The 19,305-nt window shown below is 54.7% G+C and carries 23 protein-coding genes; 8 read left to right on the plus strand and 15 right to left on the minus strand.

Features of this window, described 5'->3' with window-relative positions:
• The 15 genes from nudC to AB3175_RS08465 all read right to left on the minus strand — a co-directional run bounded on the left by nudC (window position 1) and on the right by AB3175_RS08465 (window position 12,723).
• Entirely contained in the window at window positions 1–846 is an 846-nt protein-coding gene (gene nudC / locus AB3175_RS08395; RefSeq protein ID WP_367360496.1) for an NAD(+) diphosphatase, read from the minus strand.
• A gap of 66 nt (window positions 847–912) precedes the next feature.
• Window positions 913–1,422: a thiol peroxidase gene (gene tpx / locus AB3175_RS08400; protein ID WP_367360497.1), complete on the minus strand. Its 510-nt coding sequence runs from the start codon at window positions 1,420–1,422 to the stop codon at window positions 913–915.
• Window positions 1,423–1,564: 142 nt separating this feature from the next.
• Window positions 1,565–2,404: an alpha/beta hydrolase gene (locus AB3175_RS08405; protein ID WP_367360498.1), complete on the minus strand. Its 840-nt coding sequence runs from the start codon at window positions 2,402–2,404 to the stop codon at window positions 1,565–1,567.
• A gap of 74 nt (window positions 2,405–2,478) precedes the next feature.
• On the minus strand, window positions 2,479–3,753 hold the full coding sequence (locus tag AB3175_RS08410; RefSeq protein ID WP_367360499.1) for a radical SAM protein: 1,275 nt from the start codon (window positions 3,751–3,753) through the stop codon (window positions 2,479–2,481).
• A 352-nt stretch (window positions 3,754–4,105) separates the two neighbouring features.
• On the minus strand, window positions 4,106–4,414 hold the full coding sequence (locus AB3175_RS08415) for an IscA/HesB family protein (protein WP_367360500.1): 309 nt from the start codon (window positions 4,412–4,414) through the stop codon (window positions 4,106–4,108).
• A gap of 67 nt (window positions 4,415–4,481) precedes the next feature.
• Complete coding sequence (locus AB3175_RS08420) at window positions 4,482–4,727, minus strand: UXX-star (seleno)protein family 1 (RefSeq protein WP_367360501.1); 246 nt, start codon at window positions 4,725–4,727, stop codon at window positions 4,482–4,484.
• A 154-nt stretch (window positions 4,728–4,881) separates the two neighbouring features.
• Window positions 4,882–6,297 (minus strand): VWA domain-containing protein, encoded by a 1,416-nt coding sequence (locus tag AB3175_RS08425; RefSeq protein ID WP_367360502.1) that lies wholly within the window; start codon window positions 6,295–6,297, stop codon window positions 4,882–4,884.
• 3 nt (window positions 6,298–6,300) lie between these two features.
• On the minus strand, window positions 6,301–7,236 hold the full coding sequence (locus tag AB3175_RS08430; RefSeq protein ID WP_367360503.1) for an AAA family ATPase: 936 nt from the start codon (window positions 7,234–7,236) through the stop codon (window positions 6,301–6,303).
• Between the two features lie 197 nt (window positions 7,237–7,433).
• Window positions 7,434–8,723 (minus strand): IS701 family transposase, encoded by a 1,290-nt coding sequence (locus tag AB3175_RS08435; protein WP_367360504.1) that lies wholly within the window; start codon window positions 8,721–8,723, stop codon window positions 7,434–7,436.
• A 184-nt stretch (window positions 8,724–8,907) separates the two neighbouring features.
• Window positions 8,908–9,135, minus strand: a complete 228-nt coding sequence (locus tag AB3175_RS08440; protein ID WP_367360505.1) for a UXX-star (seleno)protein family 1 — start codon at window positions 9,133–9,135, stop codon at window positions 8,908–8,910.
• A 98-nt stretch (window positions 9,136–9,233) separates the two neighbouring features.
• Window positions 9,234–9,650, minus strand: a complete 417-nt coding sequence (locus tag AB3175_RS08445; protein ID WP_367360506.1) for an arsenate reductase ArsC — start codon at window positions 9,648–9,650, stop codon at window positions 9,234–9,236.
• Window positions 9,651–9,670: 20 nt separating this feature from the next.
• Window positions 9,671–9,904: a thioredoxin family protein gene (locus AB3175_RS08450; RefSeq protein WP_367360507.1), complete on the minus strand. Its 234-nt coding sequence runs from the start codon at window positions 9,902–9,904 to the stop codon at window positions 9,671–9,673.
• A 55-nt stretch (window positions 9,905–9,959) separates the two neighbouring features.
• Window positions 9,960–11,132: a permease gene (locus AB3175_RS08455; RefSeq protein WP_367360508.1), complete on the minus strand. Its 1,173-nt coding sequence runs from the start codon at window positions 11,130–11,132 to the stop codon at window positions 9,960–9,962.
• 24 nt (window positions 11,133–11,156) lie between these two features.
• Complete coding sequence (gene arsB, locus AB3175_RS08460) at window positions 11,157–12,248, minus strand: ACR3 family arsenite efflux transporter (RefSeq protein WP_367360509.1); 1,092 nt, start codon at window positions 12,246–12,248, stop codon at window positions 11,157–11,159.
• 127 nt (window positions 12,249–12,375) lie between these two features.
• Entirely contained in the window at window positions 12,376–12,723 is a 348-nt protein-coding gene (locus AB3175_RS08465; protein ID WP_367360510.1) for an ArsR/SmtB family transcription factor, read from the minus strand.
• A gap of 249 nt (window positions 12,724–12,972) precedes the next feature.
• Here AB3175_RS08465 and AB3175_RS08470 point away from each other — a divergent pair, with 249 nt between their 5' ends.
• The 8 genes from AB3175_RS08470 to AB3175_RS08505 all read left to right on the plus strand — a co-directional run bounded on the left by AB3175_RS08470 (window position 12,973) and on the right by AB3175_RS08505 (window position 19,064).
• Window positions 12,973–13,413: a MarR family winged helix-turn-helix transcriptional regulator gene (locus tag AB3175_RS08470; RefSeq protein WP_367360612.1), complete on the plus strand. Its 441-nt coding sequence runs from the start codon at window positions 12,973–12,975 to the stop codon at window positions 13,411–13,413.
• Between the two features lie 150 nt (window positions 13,414–13,563).
• Window positions 13,564–14,685, plus strand: a complete 1,122-nt coding sequence (gene hgcA, locus AB3175_RS08475) for a mercury methylation corrinoid protein HgcA (RefSeq protein ID WP_367360613.1) — start codon at window positions 13,564–13,566, stop codon at window positions 14,683–14,685.
• A gap of 13 nt (window positions 14,686–14,698) precedes the next feature.
• The gene (gene hgcB, locus AB3175_RS08480) at window positions 14,699–14,989 is read left to right on the plus strand and encodes a mercury methylation ferredoxin HgcB (protein WP_367360511.1); all 291 of its coding nucleotides are present in this window, start codon (window positions 14,699–14,701) and stop codon (window positions 14,987–14,989) included.
• 88 nt (window positions 14,990–15,077) lie between these two features.
• The gene (locus tag AB3175_RS08485) at window positions 15,078–15,509 is read left to right on the plus strand and encodes a DUF2703 domain-containing protein (protein ID WP_367360512.1); all 432 of its coding nucleotides are present in this window, start codon (window positions 15,078–15,080) and stop codon (window positions 15,507–15,509) included.
• A gap of 123 nt (window positions 15,510–15,632) precedes the next feature.
• Window positions 15,633–15,848: a hypothetical protein gene (locus tag AB3175_RS08490; RefSeq protein WP_367360513.1), complete on the plus strand. Its 216-nt coding sequence runs from the start codon at window positions 15,633–15,635 to the stop codon at window positions 15,846–15,848.
• Between the two features lie 527 nt (window positions 15,849–16,375).
• Window positions 16,376–17,929 (plus strand): flavocytochrome c, encoded by a 1,554-nt coding sequence (locus AB3175_RS08495; RefSeq protein WP_367360514.1) that lies wholly within the window; start codon window positions 16,376–16,378, stop codon window positions 17,927–17,929.
• 601 nt (window positions 17,930–18,530) lie between these two features.
• Window positions 18,531–18,692, plus strand: a complete 162-nt coding sequence (locus AB3175_RS08500) for a hypothetical protein (protein WP_367360515.1) — start codon at window positions 18,531–18,533, stop codon at window positions 18,690–18,692.
• Window positions 18,693–18,767: 75 nt separating this feature from the next.
• Window positions 18,768–19,064, plus strand: a complete 297-nt coding sequence (locus tag AB3175_RS08505; protein ID WP_367360516.1) for a HesB-like (seleno)protein — start codon at window positions 18,768–18,770, stop codon at window positions 19,062–19,064.
• The last annotated feature ends 241 nt before the right edge of the window (window positions 19,065–19,305 follow it).

Here is a 19,305-nt window from a genome sequence, read left to right on the forward strand (position 1 = left end):
CTAAGGTCCAGTCGGTGCGTTTTTCTGCCGACTCGTTTCGACGAACCAGTCGATCAACCGGCGGGCGATGCTGATCTTTCCGGGGATGTTCGGCAAATTGTCCGGGTGAAACCAGCCGGCATCGGCAATTTCCGTTCGGTCGATTCTAAGTTCGCCGCCGGCATATTTCGCGGTAAAGCCGATCATCAGGGAATCGGGAAAAGGCCAGGGCTGGCTGCCGAAATAACGGACATCCCGAACCTTGATGCCCACCTCTTCCTCGATTTCACGGTGAACGGCATTTTCAAGGGTTTCACCCGGCTCCACGAAGCCGGCAAGAACGCTGTACATGTCCGCCTTGAATCTTGTGCCGCGGGCCAGAAGTACCTGGCCGTCCTTTTCCACCAGCATAATCACGGCCGGTGAGATACGAGGGAAAACCACCATCCCGCAGCCGGGGCATTGGCGGGCGTTTGCATCCTTCGCGGGGGACATCTTGCTGCCGCAGCAACCGCAGTATCGGGCCGTTTCCTCCCACTCCAGCAGATGCAGGGCCTTCATGGCAACGGCAAACAAGGGCTCGCTAAGAAATCCATGGAGTTCACGCAATCCGTAAAACCCCGATTTCGACGGGAGAGCAGCATGCTCTGAGACCTCGGCGAAGTAGCAGTCAACCCCCGCCAACGTCCCCAGGTGCTTCTCCCGGATCGACGAAAGGCCAAGCGATGCCGGATCGACGATTCGGGGAACGGACACGGATCTGCCTTCTTCCAGCACCAGGATCTTGTGCGCTGCGAATATGAACCACCACGCCGGATCCATTTTCGCCGATGGCGGACATCCAGAGGGAATCCATGGCCCGCTCATCCGTTTACAACCCCTGTTGTTTGAAGCCAGTCTTCAGCCGGGTTCATATCGCGTTTCCCCATGTCCTCAAAGTATTCCCGCCTCAGCAAGGGCCTTTCCGTAGTCCGGCTGATCAGCAATTTCGGATACGACCTCCATGTAGCGGATCACATCCGACGGATCGATGACAAAAATTGAACGTGCCAGGAGCCTCAATTCCTTGATAAGCACGCCGTAGGCATGGCCGAAGGATGCGTCCCGATGATCCGAGAGGGTCCTGATTTTCTCGATCCCGGCGCTGGTGCAAAATCGAGCGATTGCAAAGGGGAGGTCCATGCTGATATTGATGACGGATACCCCGTCTCCCAGGGTGCCGGCCTCCTCATTGAACTTCCGGGCCTGGAGGTCGCATACAGGCGTATCGAGGGAGGGTGTCACACTGATGACTTTGACCTTTCCTGCAAAATCGGAAAGCTTAACCTCGGTCAGATCCTTGTCCAGGGCCGTGAATTCCGGTGCCCTGTCACCAACTTTTACCTCGTTGCCCACCAAAGTCAACGGGTTTCCGGCAAATGTCACAATCCCTTTTCTTTCCATAACGTCACCTCTCGTCAGTGTTCTCCAACATGATTCCCTTTGTCGACATGTTATCATTCTAATGGGACGGTGTAACCTTCTCTATGAGGGCTATCGTGGGGCGCTCCATTGAACGGGCAGTAGGCAGGGATGACACCTGTCTTCACGGTCCTGACCTTTCGCCCCCGGTATTCAGAAAGTCCATGACCTCGTCCCACCAGTCCAGTTCGGGATGGCTCGGCCAGTCATTGTGCCCTGCGTTTTCAAAAGTCCACATGCGCTTGGGAGGAGAAAGGGCATGATACAGCCTCATCGTCAATTTGTTGGGGATGATTTCGTCCCGTCCGGACAGGATGACGGCGACTGGGCCTCCATAAGCATCCAGGTTCGCCACATTATCATAGCGATCGCTGAGAAAGAGCTTGACGGGGAGCCACGGGAACTGGGCTTTTGCTATTCCCAGCAGCGAATCCCACGGGGTAAGCAGGACGACGCCCTGCGGGCGCAGCTCCTTATCCGCAGCCAGGGCGGATGCCACGCCGCAGCCCAGAGATTCTCCCCAGAGGTACAAGGGACCGCCGAATTCCCCTTTGGCGCGAAGCGCTGCCCGCCGGGCGTCGGCGACAAAACTCTGTTCGCTCAACTCGCCGGAACGGCCGCCGTAGCCCGGATATTCGGCCAGTACGACGCGGTAGCCCCGCGCTTCCAGTGCGGCCAGATAGTAGGTCCGGAATATGGCGGGACCGCCGTTGCCGTGAAAGATGACGATCGTGCCCTTGAAATTCGCCGGGCCTTTCCGGCTGACGATGCCCTGATACCCTCCGTCTGGCCCGGGCCACAGAAGCAGGTCGTTCTCCGCAGTGTACCGCCGGATGTCAGCGATGGTGTATGACCCGGGGTAATAGAGCATGTTTTTCTGAATGTCGCATCCCAGGAGAACGGCGATGATGCTTCCCAGGATGCATCCCCTAGCGGTTTTCATCAGGATCTGTGTTGACGTCACAGTGTTTCTCTTCAGCCCCTGTGCCGATTTCACTTCTAAGGGCTCGCTTCGGGAGCTTCGTTCGCGGCGCCCCGTCATGTCATGCAGTAGGGGCGGTCGGCGGCCCACTCCCCGATCATCGGATCAAGCCAGTCATCGAGGCCCCTGGCCAGATAAAACCGCGGGATGAGCAGGTCATCCCCTCCGGCGATATGGCCTTCGCTGCGGGCGACCTTTTCCAGCGCCGTTCCCGGATAGATCCGGATTCCCTTTGTCAGAACCAGTGCATCGAGCTCCAGGGAATCGGCGAAATCCATGCTTTTCCGGACCGATTCTCTGGTTTCTCCGGGTCCGCCGAACAGGAGGAAGCCCATTCTACGGATGCCGTGCTTCCGGAGCAGCTCGGAAGCGGCCCGAACCTGATCCACGTTGTACCTCTTGTTGAGATTCTTCAAAATGGCAGGGAAGCCGCTTTCGAAGCCGAGGCTTACCTCAAGACAGCCGGCCGCCGCCATCTTCCGCACCAGCTCTTCGTCCACAAAACCTGGATAGAGGATGCATTGCCAATGGATTGCCAGACCGGCGGAAGCAATCGCTCCGCAGAGATCCTTCGCATACTTCGGCGGCAGATTGAAGGTGTTGTCGACAAAGTAGAAATTTTTAAAGCCGGCGGCCACATGGTCGGAAAGCGACTGTACAACCGCATCAGCAGGACGTGTCCTGATCCGGGTTCCCTCGAGGGCTGGAGTGGAGCAATAGCTGCACCGCATTGGGCATCCACGCCTGGTCTGGAGGGGAACCCAGATTTCCGCCCGGACGTCATCCGGCACGGTCCAGAGCGAAGGGTCGGGGAGAGGGAGCGCCCCAAGCGCCCCTCCCTCGGTGCGTTCCCCTTGCACTTTCGAGCCGGGGAGGCAGAGGCTGGCGATGCCCGACGGATTTTTCTTCAGCTCCAGCGCCTGGAGAAGAGCCGGAAAAGCCACTTCCCCCTCGCCGCAGATCCCCATGTCCGCCTTCAGGTAGCGGAGCGCCGCTTCCGGGAAGATGCTGAACCCCGCACCCCCCGCGACAATCACGGCGCCGGAGAAGGAACGGCACAAGGCGATGGTGTCGCGCACAGGTTCCAGCAGAAATCTCGTGTCGGCCATGTTCTGGTTGTCGATGTTCCTCACCGAGATTCCGATGACATGGGGTTGATGCTTCCGTATTGCGTCCCGGATGATTGACGCGCTGTTTCCGTTGCCCATGAGATCGAGCAGATGCACGTCGTGTCCGGCATTTCTTGCGGCAACGGCAACGCAATTGAGGCCCAGGGGAAGGGTCGTCATGTAGAGCGTTTCGGAATTGGCGGAAATGAGCAATACTCTCATGGGATAGTTTTCCTGATGATACGTGCAATCCGCTGAAAAAAAAGCAGCTCGCCGGAACCTGTCATTCAGGTGGAGGACCCTGACTCGGCATGAAGATGACAACATGATCGGGATTATGTACCCCGTTTGTCGTGGCCCGGACGTTCATAAGGAGAGCATATCGGCCTGCGTGATGTGTCCGGATAAGGGTGGAGCCGAATCAATCAAAAAAACAAGGTATTCCGAGAGCTGCACAGGCGATTTGATGCCGCTGCGGCCAAGGCCGGGGGAATCCGCCGTGCAGGGATTTCCCCAGCCTTGCCTGTCGTTTCGAAGGTCCTGCTTCGTCCGGTTTGTGAAGCGCCTTGTCTCCTCACGAACAGCAACCCCCCTCGCAGCTCTCCTCCGGCAGGCTGGAAGTGAATTGAAATCCGGCCTGTCCGCAGGCTTCTACAAAATCGAGCTGGATGGGTTTGGCCCTTTCCAGGAGGTCTTTGTCGATTGCAAAGGTGATTCCCTGTTGCGTAAAAACCGTATCGTTTTCCTGAGGCTCATCCAGAGCCATGGCCAGAGAGGCGGGGCCTCAACAGCTCTGCAAAAGAATCCGGACCGTGGTGGGCCCGTGCCGGTTCGTCATAAAATCCTTGATCATGTCCCCTGCTTTTTTCGAAACTTCGATCATGGCTTTTCCCTCCTTGAAATTAAAATAGGTTCACGCGGCTCTCTTCCCGAGAGGCCTGTCAGACGGATCAGCCAACGGCGAAAAGCGGAATGCCTAACGTCATGCGTGACCTCCCCAGAAAACCGACAATCACGTTTTCCCCATCCACGATGACCGGCACGGTCCGTCTGCCGTCGGAAGAGGCAAGCATCTCCTCCAGTTTCTCCGGGTTGCCGTCGACATTGATGAAAACGGCCCTCTCGCCGTACGCCTCACGGGCCTGCCGGCAATAGGGTCAGGTTTCCGTTCCGTAAATCCTCATTTTCTTTTCCATAAATGCCCTCCCTGCGCTATCGGTCGTTCCGGGGCCAGCCGCTATGGCATCATCTTTTCAGATGTCCGCCGTTGTGTCAATGGTGTCGTCTCTGGGATCTTCCTTCATAATTCAGGGCGTCTTTTCAATTTCTGCCGACTAAGTTCCTGTTGGATCAAAGAACAAGGCTGGTGATGAAAGTCCGCAATTCATTGAGATTCTGGCAGGAGCGGACGTCGTCGCAGAAGGGGCGGTAAATTTCAATGGCGCTATCGCCGACGCCCCAGAGCCCTTCAGGTTCCGGATTAAGCCAGATGACGCGGCGGCAATGGTCCCGAATTATATCCAGAATCTGTGCCTTTGGATCAAGAAAATTCGTTCGACCGTCGCCCAGAATGATCACGGTGGTCTTCTTGTCGAGAATGTCCAGAAATTCTTCCTGGAACTGGGAAAAGGCCATTCCGTAATCGGAGATCTCCAGATCCTCGTCGATATGGCTGCGCGTCTCGCCATTGCCATAGACCACGTAACCCGGCAGCTCCAGTTTGAACCTGGTCATGATTCGGTCGATGGCATCCATGATGGCGTGGTCTTTCATCGTTTCGCTCACGTCCGTTACGCGGGCAATGAACACGAAGCTCCGGACCCGGCTCAGACAATCCTGGATGGAATAGAGGATGTTGAGCATGAAGGGAACAGCCTTCCAAACGGAGTAGGAAACGTCGCAGAGCGCTACGATCTTTGCTTTTCGCTTTTGTCGCCGGCGGAAGAAGAGCTCCAGGGGAATGCCCTCGTAACGGGTGGCTCGGCGGAGTGTCTGCTTGATATCCACGATTCCACTGCGTTTTCTGCGATACTGCCTGGAAACTAGGTCCCGCAGCTTACGGGCGAGACGTTCGATGGCCGAATGAACCTCCCTGGCCTCTTCTCGAGTGAGTTGGAAAAAGGGGACTTCCTCGAGATTTCTGGCCCGCCCGGCAGCGGAATCGGCATCTGCTCCCGGCAGCTTATGGCCGGGCGGGACGTCGGCCTCCATCTGACCGGCAATGCCCAACCGCTCCAGCAGGAGGTCATCAAGACTCCGCCCTTCGATGTCGGCGCCCTCGAGATCGCTTTCCGTCAGGAGACGATCGGTCCTTCCGTGGAGAACCTTCTTCTGGATGGCGGAGAAGATTTCGGAAAAGGAAAGTTCCGGCTCATCTGCCTCAAGATCCAGGATTTTTTGAAGCTCCCGGAGGAACGCAGCCCGGTTGCCTGCCAGAAAATCGAGAAACTCCAGGGCGGAATCGGATCTCTGGGCTTCCTGGCTGAAGGTGTCCACCAGATCGATCAGGCGGTTGGACAGCGCCAGGGAGCGCATGTCGTCAGCGCCGATTTGCAGGGTGTGGAAATAAAGGTCATAAATTCTGTCAAAAAGTTCCCGGTCCTTTGCCTCCTTGACGAAGTTGGTCCGCAGAGCCACACAAAAAGGCTCTTCGGGGGTGAAGTCGATCAGCTCCAGGCACCGGACGGCGTTAATGACTTCCGACGTGGAGACCCTCAATCCTCCCGCGCGGCACAGGGTGGCAAACTGCAGGAGCGCTGAAAGCATGGCCTACCCCCTCAGGCTGAGCTTAAACCGTCTTGCGGCGGACGGGGGAAATGATCCCGAACCTTCGTGTGCGTCCGCCTCGCTCTTGCAAAGGACATTCAAGGTCCCCCGGATCACTTCCGGCTTGATTTCGAACATCTGCAGGGCGATGAGGGATCGCGTCCAGTCCACGGTTTCCGAAACACAGGGCTTTTTCTTCAGGTCCTGTCCCCGGATCGTCCGGACGGCCTCGACGATCTTTTCGGCGAAAACCCGATCTATGCCGGGAAATTTCACTTCGAGAATTCCCAGTTCCCGCTCCTTGTCGGGATAGTCGATGTGCAGGTAGAGGCAGCGGCGCTTGAGGGTGTCGCTCAGCTCACGGAAGGCGTTGGACGTGAGAAAGACGAAGGGAATGTGGCGGGCGCCTTTTGTCCCGATCTCGGGGATGGTCACCTGAAAATCACTGAGCAGTTCCAGGAGAAAGGCTTCGAACTCCGGATCGGTCTTGTCGATCTCATCAATGAGGAGCACAACCGGTTCTTCAGAAGTGATGGCCTGAAGGAGGGGACGGGGATGAACAAATCGGTCGGAAAAAAAGGCATCCTCCTGCATGGCGATCCGGTTCATCGCCTCCGGAAGCGTCCGGGCGTCGGCAATGATGTCCTGGATCTTCTCTTTCAGCATCTGGGTGTAGAGGAGCTGTTTGGAATATTCCCAGTCATAGAGGGCCTTGCTCTCGTCGAGCCCTTCGTAACACTGGAGCCGGATCAGATCCCGCTTCAGCGCCTTTGCTACGGCCTTGGCCAGTTCCGTTTTGCCCACGCCCGCAGGCCCTTCCACGAGGACCGGTTTCTGGGTCGCTCCCGCCAGGAAAACCACCGTGGCAATTTCCTGCGAGGTAATGTACCCTACCTGTCGAAGCTTTTTTTCGGCATCCGCCACATTTTTAAAAGACATCCCAGGCTTCCTCGTGTTCAATGGGCTGGAATAGGCCGGACAATATCCCTACAACGACAAATGAAAGTTAATGGCATTGCTTTTTCTTTCTATGAGACAAATAGGCACGATGATTTCGCCTTTGTATTCCGGCCACTAAAGAAATGACGCTGTCAACATCAAATTTTCGGAGGGGAAGCACGACCTCCAATAAGATCCTAAGCTGCGATAGCGTAACAGAGGGTGCTTTTTTTCCCCAACCTGATCTTGAGGTGCCAGAGAAAAAAGTGAGCCAGCATACAGGTCAATATGTGATGATGCCATCCGGAGAATTTCCTGACCTCGTACTGATCAAGCCCCAATTCCGACTTGGCTTCTTCAAAACATTGTTCGATCGCCCATCGAACGCCGCTGAGCCAGACAAAAACCGGCAGGCGGGTGCTTCTGGGAGCATTGCTGATGAAGTAAGAATAAACGGGCTCCGCACCAAGGGTTCTTTTGACAATCAGCCACACGGATTTACAGGGCAGGCCATTTCGGTGCAGAAAGATCTTTCTCTTCATAAATTCGTAAGCAATCGGCCCTTTCGCGCCCTCGGCAACGATTCTCCTGTACCAGAAGTAGTTGTTCAAATTCCGGGCAAAAGCTTCCACCGTCACCGGGGCTTTTTCAGTTTCAGAAAGAACGGTCCGAGAGCGCTGCTCTCCTTTGTAAGTGTAGGCCTTCTTGCGGGTAACGGGAGAGGTGAGCCAACAAAGCGTGTCACAGGGTACCGCAAGAAGGTAAGTCTTTCCCGGATGTTTCTCAATGGCCTCGATAAACTCGATGCTTCTACCATAGGCCGTATCGGCAACCACGTATCGAAAGGGAAGAAGTTCCTCCTTCTGGACATGATCCAGCATCTCGATGGCCAGTTCCACCTTGGTCTTAACCGTTTCGCTATCGGGCAATCGGCACTTCGACCGCCTGTCTTTGTAAGGTTCGGAAAACCACTTCTCCGGAATGAACAATCGCTTGTCCAGAAGGGCATAGCCATGAGGAGAGGCATAGGCTGCAAAAACTCCGACCTGGCAGTTTTCCACTTTTCCCAGAGAGCCGCAGTATTGACGGGAAACACCGATGGAATCATTGCCCTTCTTGACAAACGATGTCTCATCAAAAATCAAAATGCCATCGCCATGCGCCATATCATCCCCGATCAATTGATGATAACGCTTCGCGATCAGGTCTTCGTCCCATTGGGCATCGCTGATCATCCGCTGCATGGAACGGACGGTCCCACCTTCGACCCTCAATGCAATAGGCTCTATCGATTTCCTGTCCAGTTCGCTGAATTGTCCAACCATGTAATGAAAGAAATTCTCGCGAGTTTCGCTACGTGTAAAGCAACTCTGAAAGGTGCTATGGAATCCCCTCAATTCATCCATAAACCCTTCAACGTCAGTCTTTTCTACAGCGAACTTCGGTATGCTAAAAATCTCTGTTTCACTGACATTGTTAAAGATCATGCTGTCCTCCTTCTGGATAATTGATCCTTCAGGAGGATTATTGTTCATATAATTTTTGTTGTCAAATATTATATGTCGTTGTAGTGATATATTTGCTTTAATATTCACATAGTAAATGCTTAATTTCAATGGCTTGGTTTGCATTAAACTCGTGTTTCTCTCCCCGAGAGAATTGCTATATTGCTCAGCCGCCTCCGGAACCTCCGTCCGGCGAGAAGCCGACCGTCACTTTTCCCCCATCCACAATGACGGGAATAATCCGCTTGCCGCCTGAATAAGCGAGCATTTCATCTAGTTTATCCTGATCGTCCGCCACATTTATGAAAATGGCCTTTTCTTTATAGGTTGCACGGGCCTGGCGAGTAAAGGGACACGTATCCGTTCCGTAAATTCTGATTTTATCTCCTGACATCGTTTTCTCCTTTCTTTTCAATGAGAGCCATGTTCCTGGTCTTTAGATACCCTTTGCCGAGGCCAGGAATTCGCATATCCGGTTTAAGGATTCAGATTTCAATAGGTTTTTAGAATCCAAACCCGAATCTCGTCCCGAACCCGCCGGAAGGCGGCAAGGACATCGTCTTCAGAACCTGTTGCCGCAGCCGGATCTTCAAATCCCTGATGGCGTTTTAAATGAGTTCCCGGAACGACGGGGCAGGTCTCCTGGGCATGACCGCAAACGGTCACCACCTCGTCGAAAGGCTCATCCCCGAAGGAAGAGAGTCCCTTGGATCGGTGACCACGGATGTCGATGCCGATCTCCGCCATTGCCTCAATGGCCCCGGGATGGACCCTCGTTGGTTCGGTGCCGGCGCTGAAAGCATCGTAGAGGCCCCCGCGCAGAGATCGGAGAAGTCCTTCAGCCATCTGCGACCGGGAGGAGTTATGGGTGCACACAAAAAGAATCCGCTTTTTTCGGTTCTTATCCATCGCTCTTTCTCCTGGAGAGATCATTTCTTGAGCCAAGCCAGAATTTCTTCTTTTTTCGGGATTTTCCCCACGGATTTTACCTTATCGTCGATGATAACGGCCGGAGTTCCGAAAACGCCGTATGAGGCGATTTTCATCACGTCGGTTACTTTTTCGATTTCCGCGTCCACGCCGGCCTCGGCGACGGCTTCCCGGACAAGCTGTTCCGTTTGTTGGCAACGCGTACATCCCGGTCCTAACACTTTAATTTTCATAACAATCTACCTCCATTAAAAGAGTTGACTAAACTTTCTGATGATAAAGGATATTTTATAGAGAAACCAGCCAGCCATAACCCATCCCAGCCAGAGTGGAGAATAGGATTATGATTGAGCAGAAAACAAAGGTCTTCTTCATCCCCATGATACCGACAATGACGATCATGTTAGGCAGGGAAAGAGCCGGACCTGCCAGCAGCAGGGAAAGAGCCGGGCCCGGTCCCATGCCCGAACCGATGAGCCCCTGGAGAATGGGCACTTCCGTCAGCGTGGCAAAAGACATGAAAGCACCCACAATGGCGGCAAAAAGGTTTGCCCAGAGGGAATTCCCGCCCACCAGGGTCTGGATATAGTGCTCGGGAATCAATGCCGGATAACCGGGACGGCCCAGTAGAAAACCTGCTACCAGAACACCTCCAAGCAGCAGGGGAAAAATCTGTTTCATGAATCCCCAGGTGGCCTCGACCCAGTGAGTCAACTCGTCCGTGGAAAACCAGGCTTTCAGCATGACGCCAAGCACAACCAGCAGAAACGCCGTGATGAACCATTTGGCGGCAAACAGGAAGGCCCATATTCCGGACACGCCGGGTGCCGGGCGGGCAAAGGCGGCAAAGACCAGGATCAGCACCATGGTGAGCAGGCACACAGGGCATCCAAGGGTGCGGGTTTTTTCATCTTCATCCGGGAAATAGACGTTCCCCGCCATCCGGTTGGCGTCATCTCTTCGGAATATCAGGGACATCAGCAGACCGGTGAGAACGGCAAAGGACACCGCGCCGATCGCCCTTGCCAGGCCCAGTTGCCAGCCGAGAACTCTGGCCGTGAGGGCAATCGCCAGGACGTTGATGGCCGGTCCGGAATAAAGAAAGGCCGTTGCGGGACCGATGCCTGCGCCTCGGGTGTAGATTCCGGCAAACAGCGGCAACACCGTGCAGGAGCAGACAGCCAGTACCGTGCCGGAAACCGAAGCCACGGAGTAGGAAAGGATCTTGTTGGCTGTGGAGCCGAAGTATTTCAACACAGATGCCTGAGAAATAAAAACGGCAATAGCCCCGGCAATGAAAAAGGCGGGAATCAGGCAGGTCAGGACATGCTCTTGAGCGTATTCCTGGAGCATCAGAAAGGCCTCTAGACCTGACCGGCGAATGATGGGATGACCCCAGGGGATGAAATAAGCCCCAAGAAAAACCAGTACGATGATTAATAGCTTGTAACGTTCTTTCATACAAATCTTCCTTTTCCCAGGCGGTTAGTCGCTACAGGAAACATGACAGATTCCCGTGGGAGTTTCCTTGGCGTAGGGGAAGTATTTCTTTTTGAACCAGAGAGCCACGTTCACCAGAAAAATGAGAACGGGAACCTCCAGCAGTGGACCGATGACGCAGGCAAAGGCCTCTCCCGAATTGATTCCGAAAACGGAAATGGCTACGGCGATGGCCAGTTCGAAGTTGTTCGAGGCGGCCGTGAAGCTGAGGGTTGTGGACTCTTCGTAGGTGGCCCCCACTTTCTTTGACAGGTAGAAAGACACGAAAAACATCGCCACAAAGTAAATCAGCAGGGGAAGGGCGATCCGAATCACATCCATGGGCAGTTCAACGATGTACTCTCCCTTGAGGGAGAACATGACGAGGATTGTAAAGAGCAGGGCAATCAAAGTGATGGGACTGATCTTCGGGATGAACGTCTCTTCGTACCAAACCTGCCCCTTTGTCTTCAGGCCGACGAACCGGGAGATAATCCCGGCGATAAAGGGAATTCCCAGATAGATGAAAACGCTCCGGGCGATTTGTCCAATCGAGATATCAACGACTGCCCCTTTTAGACCGATCCAGGTGGGAAGAATTGTGATGAAAAGGTAGGCATACAAGGAGAAGAACAGGACCTGGAAGATCGAATTAAAGGCTACCAGGCCTGCACAGTATTCCCGATCGCCGTCTGCCAGGTCGTTCCAGACGATGACCATGGCGATGCAGCGGGCCAGGCCGATGAGGATCAGACCCACCATGTAGCTGTGATAGTTGGAGAGAAAAGTAATTGCGAGCAGAAACATGAGAATCGGACCGATGATCCAGTTCTGAACGAGCGAAAGCAATAGAACCTTGCCGTTGGAAAAGACCTGCCCCAGTTTTTCGTATTTCACCTTAGCCAGGGGCGGGTACATCATCAGGATCAGCCCGATGGCAATGGGGATGTTGGTTGTTTCGACCTGAAAAAGGTTGATGATGTCCCGGATGCCGGGGTAGAGGTACCCTCCAGTTACGCCGATAAACATAGCCAGAAAAATCCAGAGGGTTAAAAACCGGTCTAAAAAAGAAAGTCGCTCCACCGCTGCGTGTGCCATAGTGCCTCCTTTTTTCAGAATAGGTGCGCCGCGAATCTGGTTTCAGAGAGATCAATCATCGCATCGGATAAACATGGAATCATATTTCCATTTGGTAATATATCTCGCAACCTGCCTACAGGCATCCTCAACGCCGGCAAAGAATCTCTTCACGGCGAATACAGGGGATTTTCTCGATAAGCTGGTGTACATCCTCGTCATCCTCTAACCAATGGAGCAGGTTGCCCAGCATTGTCGCGGCATAGGGGCTGTTCTTCCCGTCTGCGGGATAGTAATTCACCCACTGCCCATCCCGCCGGGAATTAACCAGCCCGGCTTCTTCAAGAATTTTCAGATGTTTGGAGGCCGTTGGTTGGGCGATGCCCAACGCGGCCTGGATCTCGCAGACGCACATGACCTTGTGCTGCAGCATCTTCAGCACCTTAACCCGATTGGGATCGGATAGGGCCTTGGTCACTTTCAGAAATTCTTTCATAAAGGAACGCTCCATATTCTTTTTGAGTAATATATTGGGCTTGACTCTTCCTTGTCAAGTTAAAACTATCCAGCTTCTTTCAGCAGTTCAATTATAGTTGACAAACGCAACTAATTCTGAGAAAAAATCTTTCAGACAGTAAAACGCACCTTGATGTTGGGATGCTTCACTGCGGAGAGAAAGGTATTGATCGAATCTGAAGCAAGACAACTAATCGGATTGATTGAAAATATAACATACGCCTTCGGGATGCAGAGCATTGAGGGCCGATGCTGTAACGAAAATATCTCCCACGGTGAGTTTCGCGCCTTGCAGGTTGCGTTGCATCAGAATAGCTGCACCATGCAGGATATCGCAAGAAGTGCGGCGGTTACGAAGAGCGGTGCAACCCGCATCGCCAAACGCCTGGAAGACAAGGGGCTGGCGAATCGTCAGCAGGACAGGAAAGACGGACGGATCTGCTGTGTCACTCTTACGGAAGAAGGCCGAACGCTTCTGAACCGGATTGAGGATCTGCTGATGGCTAAAATGCAGGAGATTCTGGCGGTCATAGACCCGGACATGCGGGAAATCCTCATCATCAGCCTCAGCGCCTTTGTTCGGGCTTCAGAGCGGAAGGGAATTAGCGAAAGTTCGCAGCGGGAAACCTGCTGTATACCGGAGGGAAATCATTTCTCCGGAAATGGTTGATCTAATCAACTATAGGGTGAGAAGATTGATTTTTTTACTACGGAGGCATCAGAAAGAAAAGCCTCGGAACGTTTTTAAGGGCGCCAGACGCCGGAGATAGGCATGGCCGTGGGACTCAATGACAAAATGTCTCTGAAAACAATCGATAAGATGCAGTTGAAACTGGCACCGATAGGCTTAAGCTCAGCGGGAGGGGCTTACTCCGACAAACCTCCCTGCTGAGGTCCCCCAACCTCTGCCGGCGGTGGGGAAATAAATGAGAATGTTCCCGGTTTCATCAGATGGCTGACGACCGGAGTGGGACGGGTTCCGCAGATTGCCACGACGCTTGCCTTTACAGACCATTTCGGCCGTTGGAAGGCCCGGTGGAGTATCGGTCGGATGAACTATATGGTGCCGCCGGGCCTTTATGCGATCGGCGCCCCGACAGCGGATGATCCGGTGCTGGTAACAGCCAACTACAAAATGAGTTATGACATCGTCCGCAGCGTCCTGGGAGGACGAAATGTCTGGCTTCTCGTCCTTGAGACCTATGGCATCAATGTGTGGTGTGCGGCGGGAAAAGGCACCTTCAGCACGGAAGAGCTGGTGCGGCGCATCGACTTGTCCAATCTGGCAATGGTGGTCACCCACCGCCGTCTCATTCTGCCGATCCTTGGGGCTCCGGGGGTGGCGGCTTACGAAGTGACAAGACGAACCGGTTTCAGCATCCGGTACGCGGCCATCCGGGCTGAAGATATTCCGGCATACCTGGACAACGGCATGATGACAACGTCTGAAATGCGGGAGCAGACTTTTACCCTACGGGAACGAGCTGTGCTTATCCCCGTGGAATTGGTGCAGGCCCTCAAGCCAACCATTGTTGTGGCAGCAGCGCTGTTTATCATAGCGGCACTGTTGCAGGCACCTAAGAATGGCCTCGTGACGGTCTACGCCTATCTAGGCGCAGTGATTTCCGGTGTTGCCATTGTGCCGATGCTTCTTCCCTGGCTGCCCGGCAGGAGTTTTTCCTTCAAGGGAGCTCTGACAGGATTTGCATGGATGGCAGCCTTCTATCTTCTTGCCGGGGGGAGAGACTGGAGCGGACCGATGACCGTCGCTGCCTTTCTTGCCCTACCGGCAGTGAGCGCCTTTTACGCGCTAAATTTCACCGGATGCACCCCCTACACTTCGCGCTCGGGGGTCAAAAAGGAAATGCGGGCTGCAATGCCGGCTATGGGAATTGCTTTTGCCTTGAGTGCCATCTCTGTATTGGCGGGAACATTGCTGTGAATCTGGGGTTCTTATGAAAAATTTCAGCTATTTGCGCAATGTGTCAACACTGGCGTTGGATACGGAAAAATGCGTTGGTTGTGGCAGGTGTCTGGAGGTCTGTCCGCACCAGGTCTTTTCACTCGCAGGGAGAAAGGCTCGGATAATTAACTTCAATGCATGCATGGAGTGCGGCGCCTGTGCCAGGAATTGCCCTGTCCATGCTCTCTTTGTCGATGCCGGCGTTGGTTGCGCAACAGGACTCATCAATGAATGGCTTCTTGAACAGAAATTCTATCGTGTCCGTAAGCAATGCTGTGGATGACTTATGGCTATCCGGTCGGTCGTGTCGGGTCTCTTCTTCCGCGATCGTTTTCTGCGCGTCTAATGAATGATAATGATAGTTTGAGGTTATGATGAAAGCCATAACGATCCGCTGGAAAAGGCTTGTTGACGGGGAGGATCGGACTTGCCCTCGCTGTGGCATCACCGGTGAAACCGTTCAAAGCGCGGTCGGCAAGCTGAAAAAATCCCTGGCCGAACTGGGCATTGAGGTGATCTTGAAAATGGAAGCCCTCAACTTTCCCATGTTTTCCCGGGATCCTCTTCAATCCAACCGCATCTGGGTTGGAGAAAAACCCCTGGAGGAGTGGGTCGGAGCTTCCGTGGGGCAGAGCCCCTGCTGCGGGGTCTGTACCGATTCGGAGTGCCGAACCCTGATCATCGGGGGCAACACCTTTGAGGAAATTCCGGAGAGACTCATTATTCAGGCGGGTCTCCTGGCTGCGGCAGAGCTTTTTGCAGACGTGCCGCCGCAAGAAAACCACCAGAAAAATAACCATTAATTAATCAGGAGGTTTGACATGTCACCACAAATCACTTTAGGTCCCTGTTTTTGATGACCGGGAGAACCCCAGGAATACCGTGCCGTATTCTTTCCCGATGGATCCAAGGTCAATGTGACGGGTTTGAACGCTATTTTTCAACATGCTTACAAGGAGGGGAAAATTCCCGATAAGGAGACCGCTCAGTACCTGGTGAGCCAGTTGGGGGAAGTCAATTACATTCCCCCCAACAGCGTCAGAGAGTACGAACATGCGATTCTGAAACACTATGAAGAATATTTCGCTGTGATGGAAAAGCGTCGAAAAGAGAACGATCCGGCTGAGAAGAAGAACGGCTGAGGGAAACTCGGAAGCAGGGATGGACCATCGACCGGGTAGATCCTCTTCAATTTTATTGACACATAATCAGGAATTTCCTATATTTTACCATCGGAAAAATCAGGTTCTTTATCAAACGCAAGTATGATCATGTCCATGACAGCGCAGGGGCTCGTCCGATCCGGCAGCCGGGTGACCACTGGAAGGACAGCGGCCATTTGACAGAGTACCCCGATGATTTGCCTGAATATGCAGGCATTCATTCCAGCACTGTGCCGATCGAACAAGAAGCCGCTTTTGATCGGCACACAACCTTAGGTGGGTACATATGGAACCAAGTCGAAGGAATTTTGTCGAGGCCCTGGGTTCCGGCGTAAGCATTGCCCCGGCATGGCCGGTTTGGTCACCACCAAGAAAAATGATCCGGTGCTGTGGAAAGACCCGCAAGCCAAGCCCCGCTATGCCAGCGTGGGCTGCCCGCACTCCACGCTCAACCAAAGGAGCTTTCCGCCGCGGCTGCAAATAACCTTAACCTATGGAGGTGGACCATGAGCGAAGCGTCAAAGCGAGCCCAAAGCGTATCGCGGCGGGATTTTATGAAGACGGTGGGAGGAGCGGCTGCCGTGGCCGGAATGGCTATGGGCAGCGTTGCCATTCCGGGGCGTGATGCCGCCGCCGCGGGAGGAGAACTGCCCGCCAAATGGGATCAGACCACGGACGTGGTCGTGGTGGGAAGCGGATTCGCCGGACTTGCCGCCGCCATCGAGGCGCGCAACGGCGGCGCAAACGTGATCGTGATCGAAAAAATGCCGGTTCATGGCGGCAACTCGATCATCAACGGCGGGGATTTTGCCGCCGCAGGAAACAAAATGCAGAAGGAAGCGGGAATCCAGGACTCCGCCGAGCTCATGCTCAAGGACATGATGAAGGCCGGTTCCTATCTGAATCACCCCGAACTGGCCAGGATGGTCGCCGACCAGTCCAACGCAACCCTCGAGTGGTGCGAGAACTATGTGGGCGCCAGCTTCACGAGGCTCAACTTTCACGGCGGCCACTCGGTGAAGCGGTCCGTGCAGACCGCCAATGCCTCCGGGTCCGAGCTGGTCAACAAGATGATGGTCAAGGCCCGGTCCCTCGGGGTAAAGTTCGAAATGCGCACCAAGCTCGTGCGGCTGCTGTCGAACAGGGAAGGAAGGATTGTCGGTCTGGAAGTGCTCAAAGGATATCGCTTCCCCGATGACAAAACCGGAAAGACAGCTTTTATCAAGGCCGGCAGGGCCGTGGTCCTGTGCTCGGGCGGCTTCTCACAGGACGTCCGTCTGCGCCAGGTGCATGACCCCCGCCTTACGGACCGCTTTGACTCCACCAACCAACCCGGCGCCACGGGCGAGGCTCTGCTGGCGGCCTGCATGGCAGGCGCCATGGACGTCCAGATGGACTGGATCCAACTCGGCCCCTGGACCAGTCCCGATGAGAAGGGATTCGGCCACGTCCCCCTCTTCTGCGAAAGGCTCGTCGGCTATGGACCCATGATCGACCCCGGGACTGGCAAGCGCTTCTTCAAGGAAACGGGGAACCGGAAGGAGCGGGCCGATGCGATCATCCTCATCGGGCATCCTGTCATCATTTTCGGTGACTCCTATGCCGTAAACAAGCAGGTATTCCCAATCGCCCTGAAGAAAGGCATGGAGGCCGGTGCGATCAAGAAATTCGACACCCTCGAGGAAATCGCGAAAAGTTACAACATCCCCGCTGACGCCTTCCAGACGGAAGTCAAGCGCTGGAACGCCTTCGTCGACAAGAAAAAGGACGATGACTTCGGCTGCATGATCTTCCCCGAAGCCAAAGCGTCGGAGACCCCGCCTTTCTACGTCGCCAGGCTATGGCCCCGCGTCCACCACACCATGGGCGGATTGGTGATCGACCAGAATGCACAGGTCACGGGCTTTGGCATGGAGCCGATCAAGGGGCTTTACGCCGCCGGAGAGGTCACCGGCGGGGTTCACGGGGCTGTGCGCCTCGGCAGTGTGGCCATGACCGACTGCGTCGTCTTCGGGCGCATTGCCGGAACGAACGCGGCGAAAGAAAAGCCGTGGGGTTAACCCCTCAGGGATCAGGACATTCCGGGAGGAAGCCGGACTGCAACCTCTGCCACCACCAGCATGCCCGGAGCGAAGACTCCCGCAGCCAGTGCCACAGCTTCAACTTCAAGGTGCCCTGAAGGCCGCCGGAAGGGGGCTCAAATGGGAATGGGCGTGCTTTTCCAATCGCCCTGACCGCTTCATAAAGAAAGGCAGGACCCTTCACCGGCCCTGCCTTTCCGCTTTCGGACCGGCATCAGAGGCTCCGGACAGCCGTTGATCCAGGTATCCGCTTCTGCCGATCCAGCGCCATGGCGCTCCCGTTTTGCCTCGAGAACCTCCCGTTTCCGGTCGCGGCACGCCCCGGAGCCACCGGCGGATGCACCGGATGTCTGCGTTTTGAAAAACAAAAACAGTTGACACGATGAATGATTTAGGTTGATAACTGTTCCGTTGCTCCGAGGGGAATGGCCCCCGTTTTAGTTGAATCCTGTTGCCGCCGCCGGGAAGATTGTTCCGGCAATCGCCGAAGCGCGTTCAACCTGCAACTTTCATCACCTTGTCCATTTTCAAGCTTCGTAAAGAAAGGAGGGAATGGTTCCATACCGATGGGAGGAGTCGCTTGTTGGAAGCGGACGCTGCTTTATGTGAATGTCGATTCGATCTCCCTGTTTTAGATGCCAGGGGAATTCTGAGAGTCACGGTGGGAAATGCCGTTCTTTCGAGAGCGGCTTCGGTCGGGCTGGCCAAGGCCGTCGACGAACTGTGTGCCATACTGGAGTAGTGCATTGGCGCGAAAGAACGTTATCCTGGAGAAGGCCATGCATCGCAACGCTCCATTTCCATGAGGCATAACAACATGATGATTCTGGACGTGACGGAAAAAGCCGACGCGGCGATCAGGCAGTTTCTGGAAAACCGGACCGGGTCCTCCACCATCCGGATCCTGAGGCAGAATGCCCTGGGGCCCGGGTTGGCGATGGTTATTGACGAGCCCGGGGAAAAGGATCTGACGGTCACGGTCCGGAACATCGCCTTTGCGATCAACAGGGACCTTCTCGATAAGGCAAGACCTATCCGGATCGATTTCGTCGAATGCGGGGGACGGAAGGGATTTCTGCTCACTTCAAGCCTCCCCACCGGTGGATGCGGCTGATCATGGCGGTTTTTTCGGGTTTCAATTTCCGGCACCGGCCCGCTTAACCGGGGAGAGGCTTTCTGTGCTCGGATGATCCGCTTTACGCGGGATTCCCGGAAGCGAGGCGGCCATATCAGGCCCGTTGGAGAGTTCCAGGCGATGAAATGGACTCCATGGACATAAAAACGCCCCCGCCATGAACGTTTCCGGTGAACTCCGCCCTCCTCCGCGGCATTTCTTCCCGTCTGCCGCAACCATC

The organism is Syntrophus sp. (in: bacteria), from assembly GCF_040768185.1.
Taxonomy (GTDB): domain Bacteria; phylum Desulfobacterota; class Syntrophia; order Syntrophales; family Syntrophaceae; genus Syntrophus; species Syntrophus buswellii.

Excerpts from the sequence above, each read along its gene's own strand:
- nudC (WP_367360496.1), bottom strand. The coding sequence starts at position 846 with ATGAGCGGGCCATGGATTCCCTCTGGATGTCCGCCATCGGCGAAAATG.
- tpx (WP_367360497.1), bottom strand. The coding sequence starts at position 1,422 with ATGGAAAGAAAAGGGATTGTGACATTTGCCGGAAACCCGTTGACTTTG.
- AB3175_RS08410 (WP_367360499.1), bottom strand. The coding sequence starts at position 3,753 with ATGAGAGTATTGCTCATTTCCGCCAATTCCGAAACGCTCTACATGACG.
- AB3175_RS08425 (WP_367360502.1), bottom strand. The coding sequence starts at position 6,297 with ATGCTTTCAGCGCTCCTGCAGTTTGCCACCCTGTGCCGCGCGGGAGGA.
- AB3175_RS08430 (WP_367360503.1), bottom strand. The coding sequence starts at position 7,236 with ATGTCTTTTAAAAATGTGGCGGATGCCGAAAAAAAGCTTCGACAGGTA.
- AB3175_RS08435 (WP_367360504.1), bottom strand. The coding sequence starts at position 8,723 with ATGATCTTTAACAATGTCAGTGAAACAGAGATTTTTAGCATACCGAAG.
- AB3175_RS08440 (WP_367360505.1), bottom strand. The coding sequence starts at position 9,135 with ATGTCAGGAGATAAAATCAGAATTTACGGAACGGATACGTGTCCCTTT.
- AB3175_RS08445 (WP_367360506.1), bottom strand. The coding sequence starts at position 9,650 with ATGGATAAGAACCGAAAAAAGCGGATTCTTTTTGTGTGCACCCATAAC.
- AB3175_RS08450 (WP_367360507.1), bottom strand. The coding sequence starts at position 9,904 with ATGAAAATTAAAGTGTTAGGACCGGGATGTACGCGTTGCCAACAAACG.
- AB3175_RS08455 (WP_367360508.1), bottom strand. The coding sequence starts at position 11,132 with ATGAAAGAACGTTACAAGCTATTAATCATCGTACTGGTTTTTCTTGGG.
- arsB (WP_367360509.1), bottom strand. The coding sequence starts at position 12,248 with ATGGCACACGCAGCGGTGGAGCGACTTTCTTTTTTAGACCGGTTTTTA.
- AB3175_RS08465 (WP_367360510.1), bottom strand. The coding sequence starts at position 12,723 with ATGAAAGAATTTCTGAAAGTGACCAAGGCCCTATCCGATCCCAATCGG.
- AB3175_RS08470 (WP_367360612.1), top strand. The coding sequence starts at position 12,973 with ATGCAGAGCATTGAGGGCCGATGCTGTAACGAAAATATCTCCCACGGT.
- hgcB (WP_367360511.1), top strand. The coding sequence starts at position 14,699 with ATGAAAAATTTCAGCTATTTGCGCAATGTGTCAACACTGGCGTTGGAT.
- AB3175_RS08485 (WP_367360512.1), top strand. The coding sequence starts at position 15,078 with ATGATGAAAGCCATAACGATCCGCTGGAAAAGGCTTGTTGACGGGGAG.
- AB3175_RS08495 (WP_367360514.1), top strand. The coding sequence starts at position 16,376 with ATGAGCGAAGCGTCAAAGCGAGCCCAAAGCGTATCGCGGCGGGATTTT.
- AB3175_RS08505 (WP_367360516.1), top strand. The coding sequence starts at position 18,768 with ATGATGATTCTGGACGTGACGGAAAAAGCCGACGCGGCGATCAGGCAG.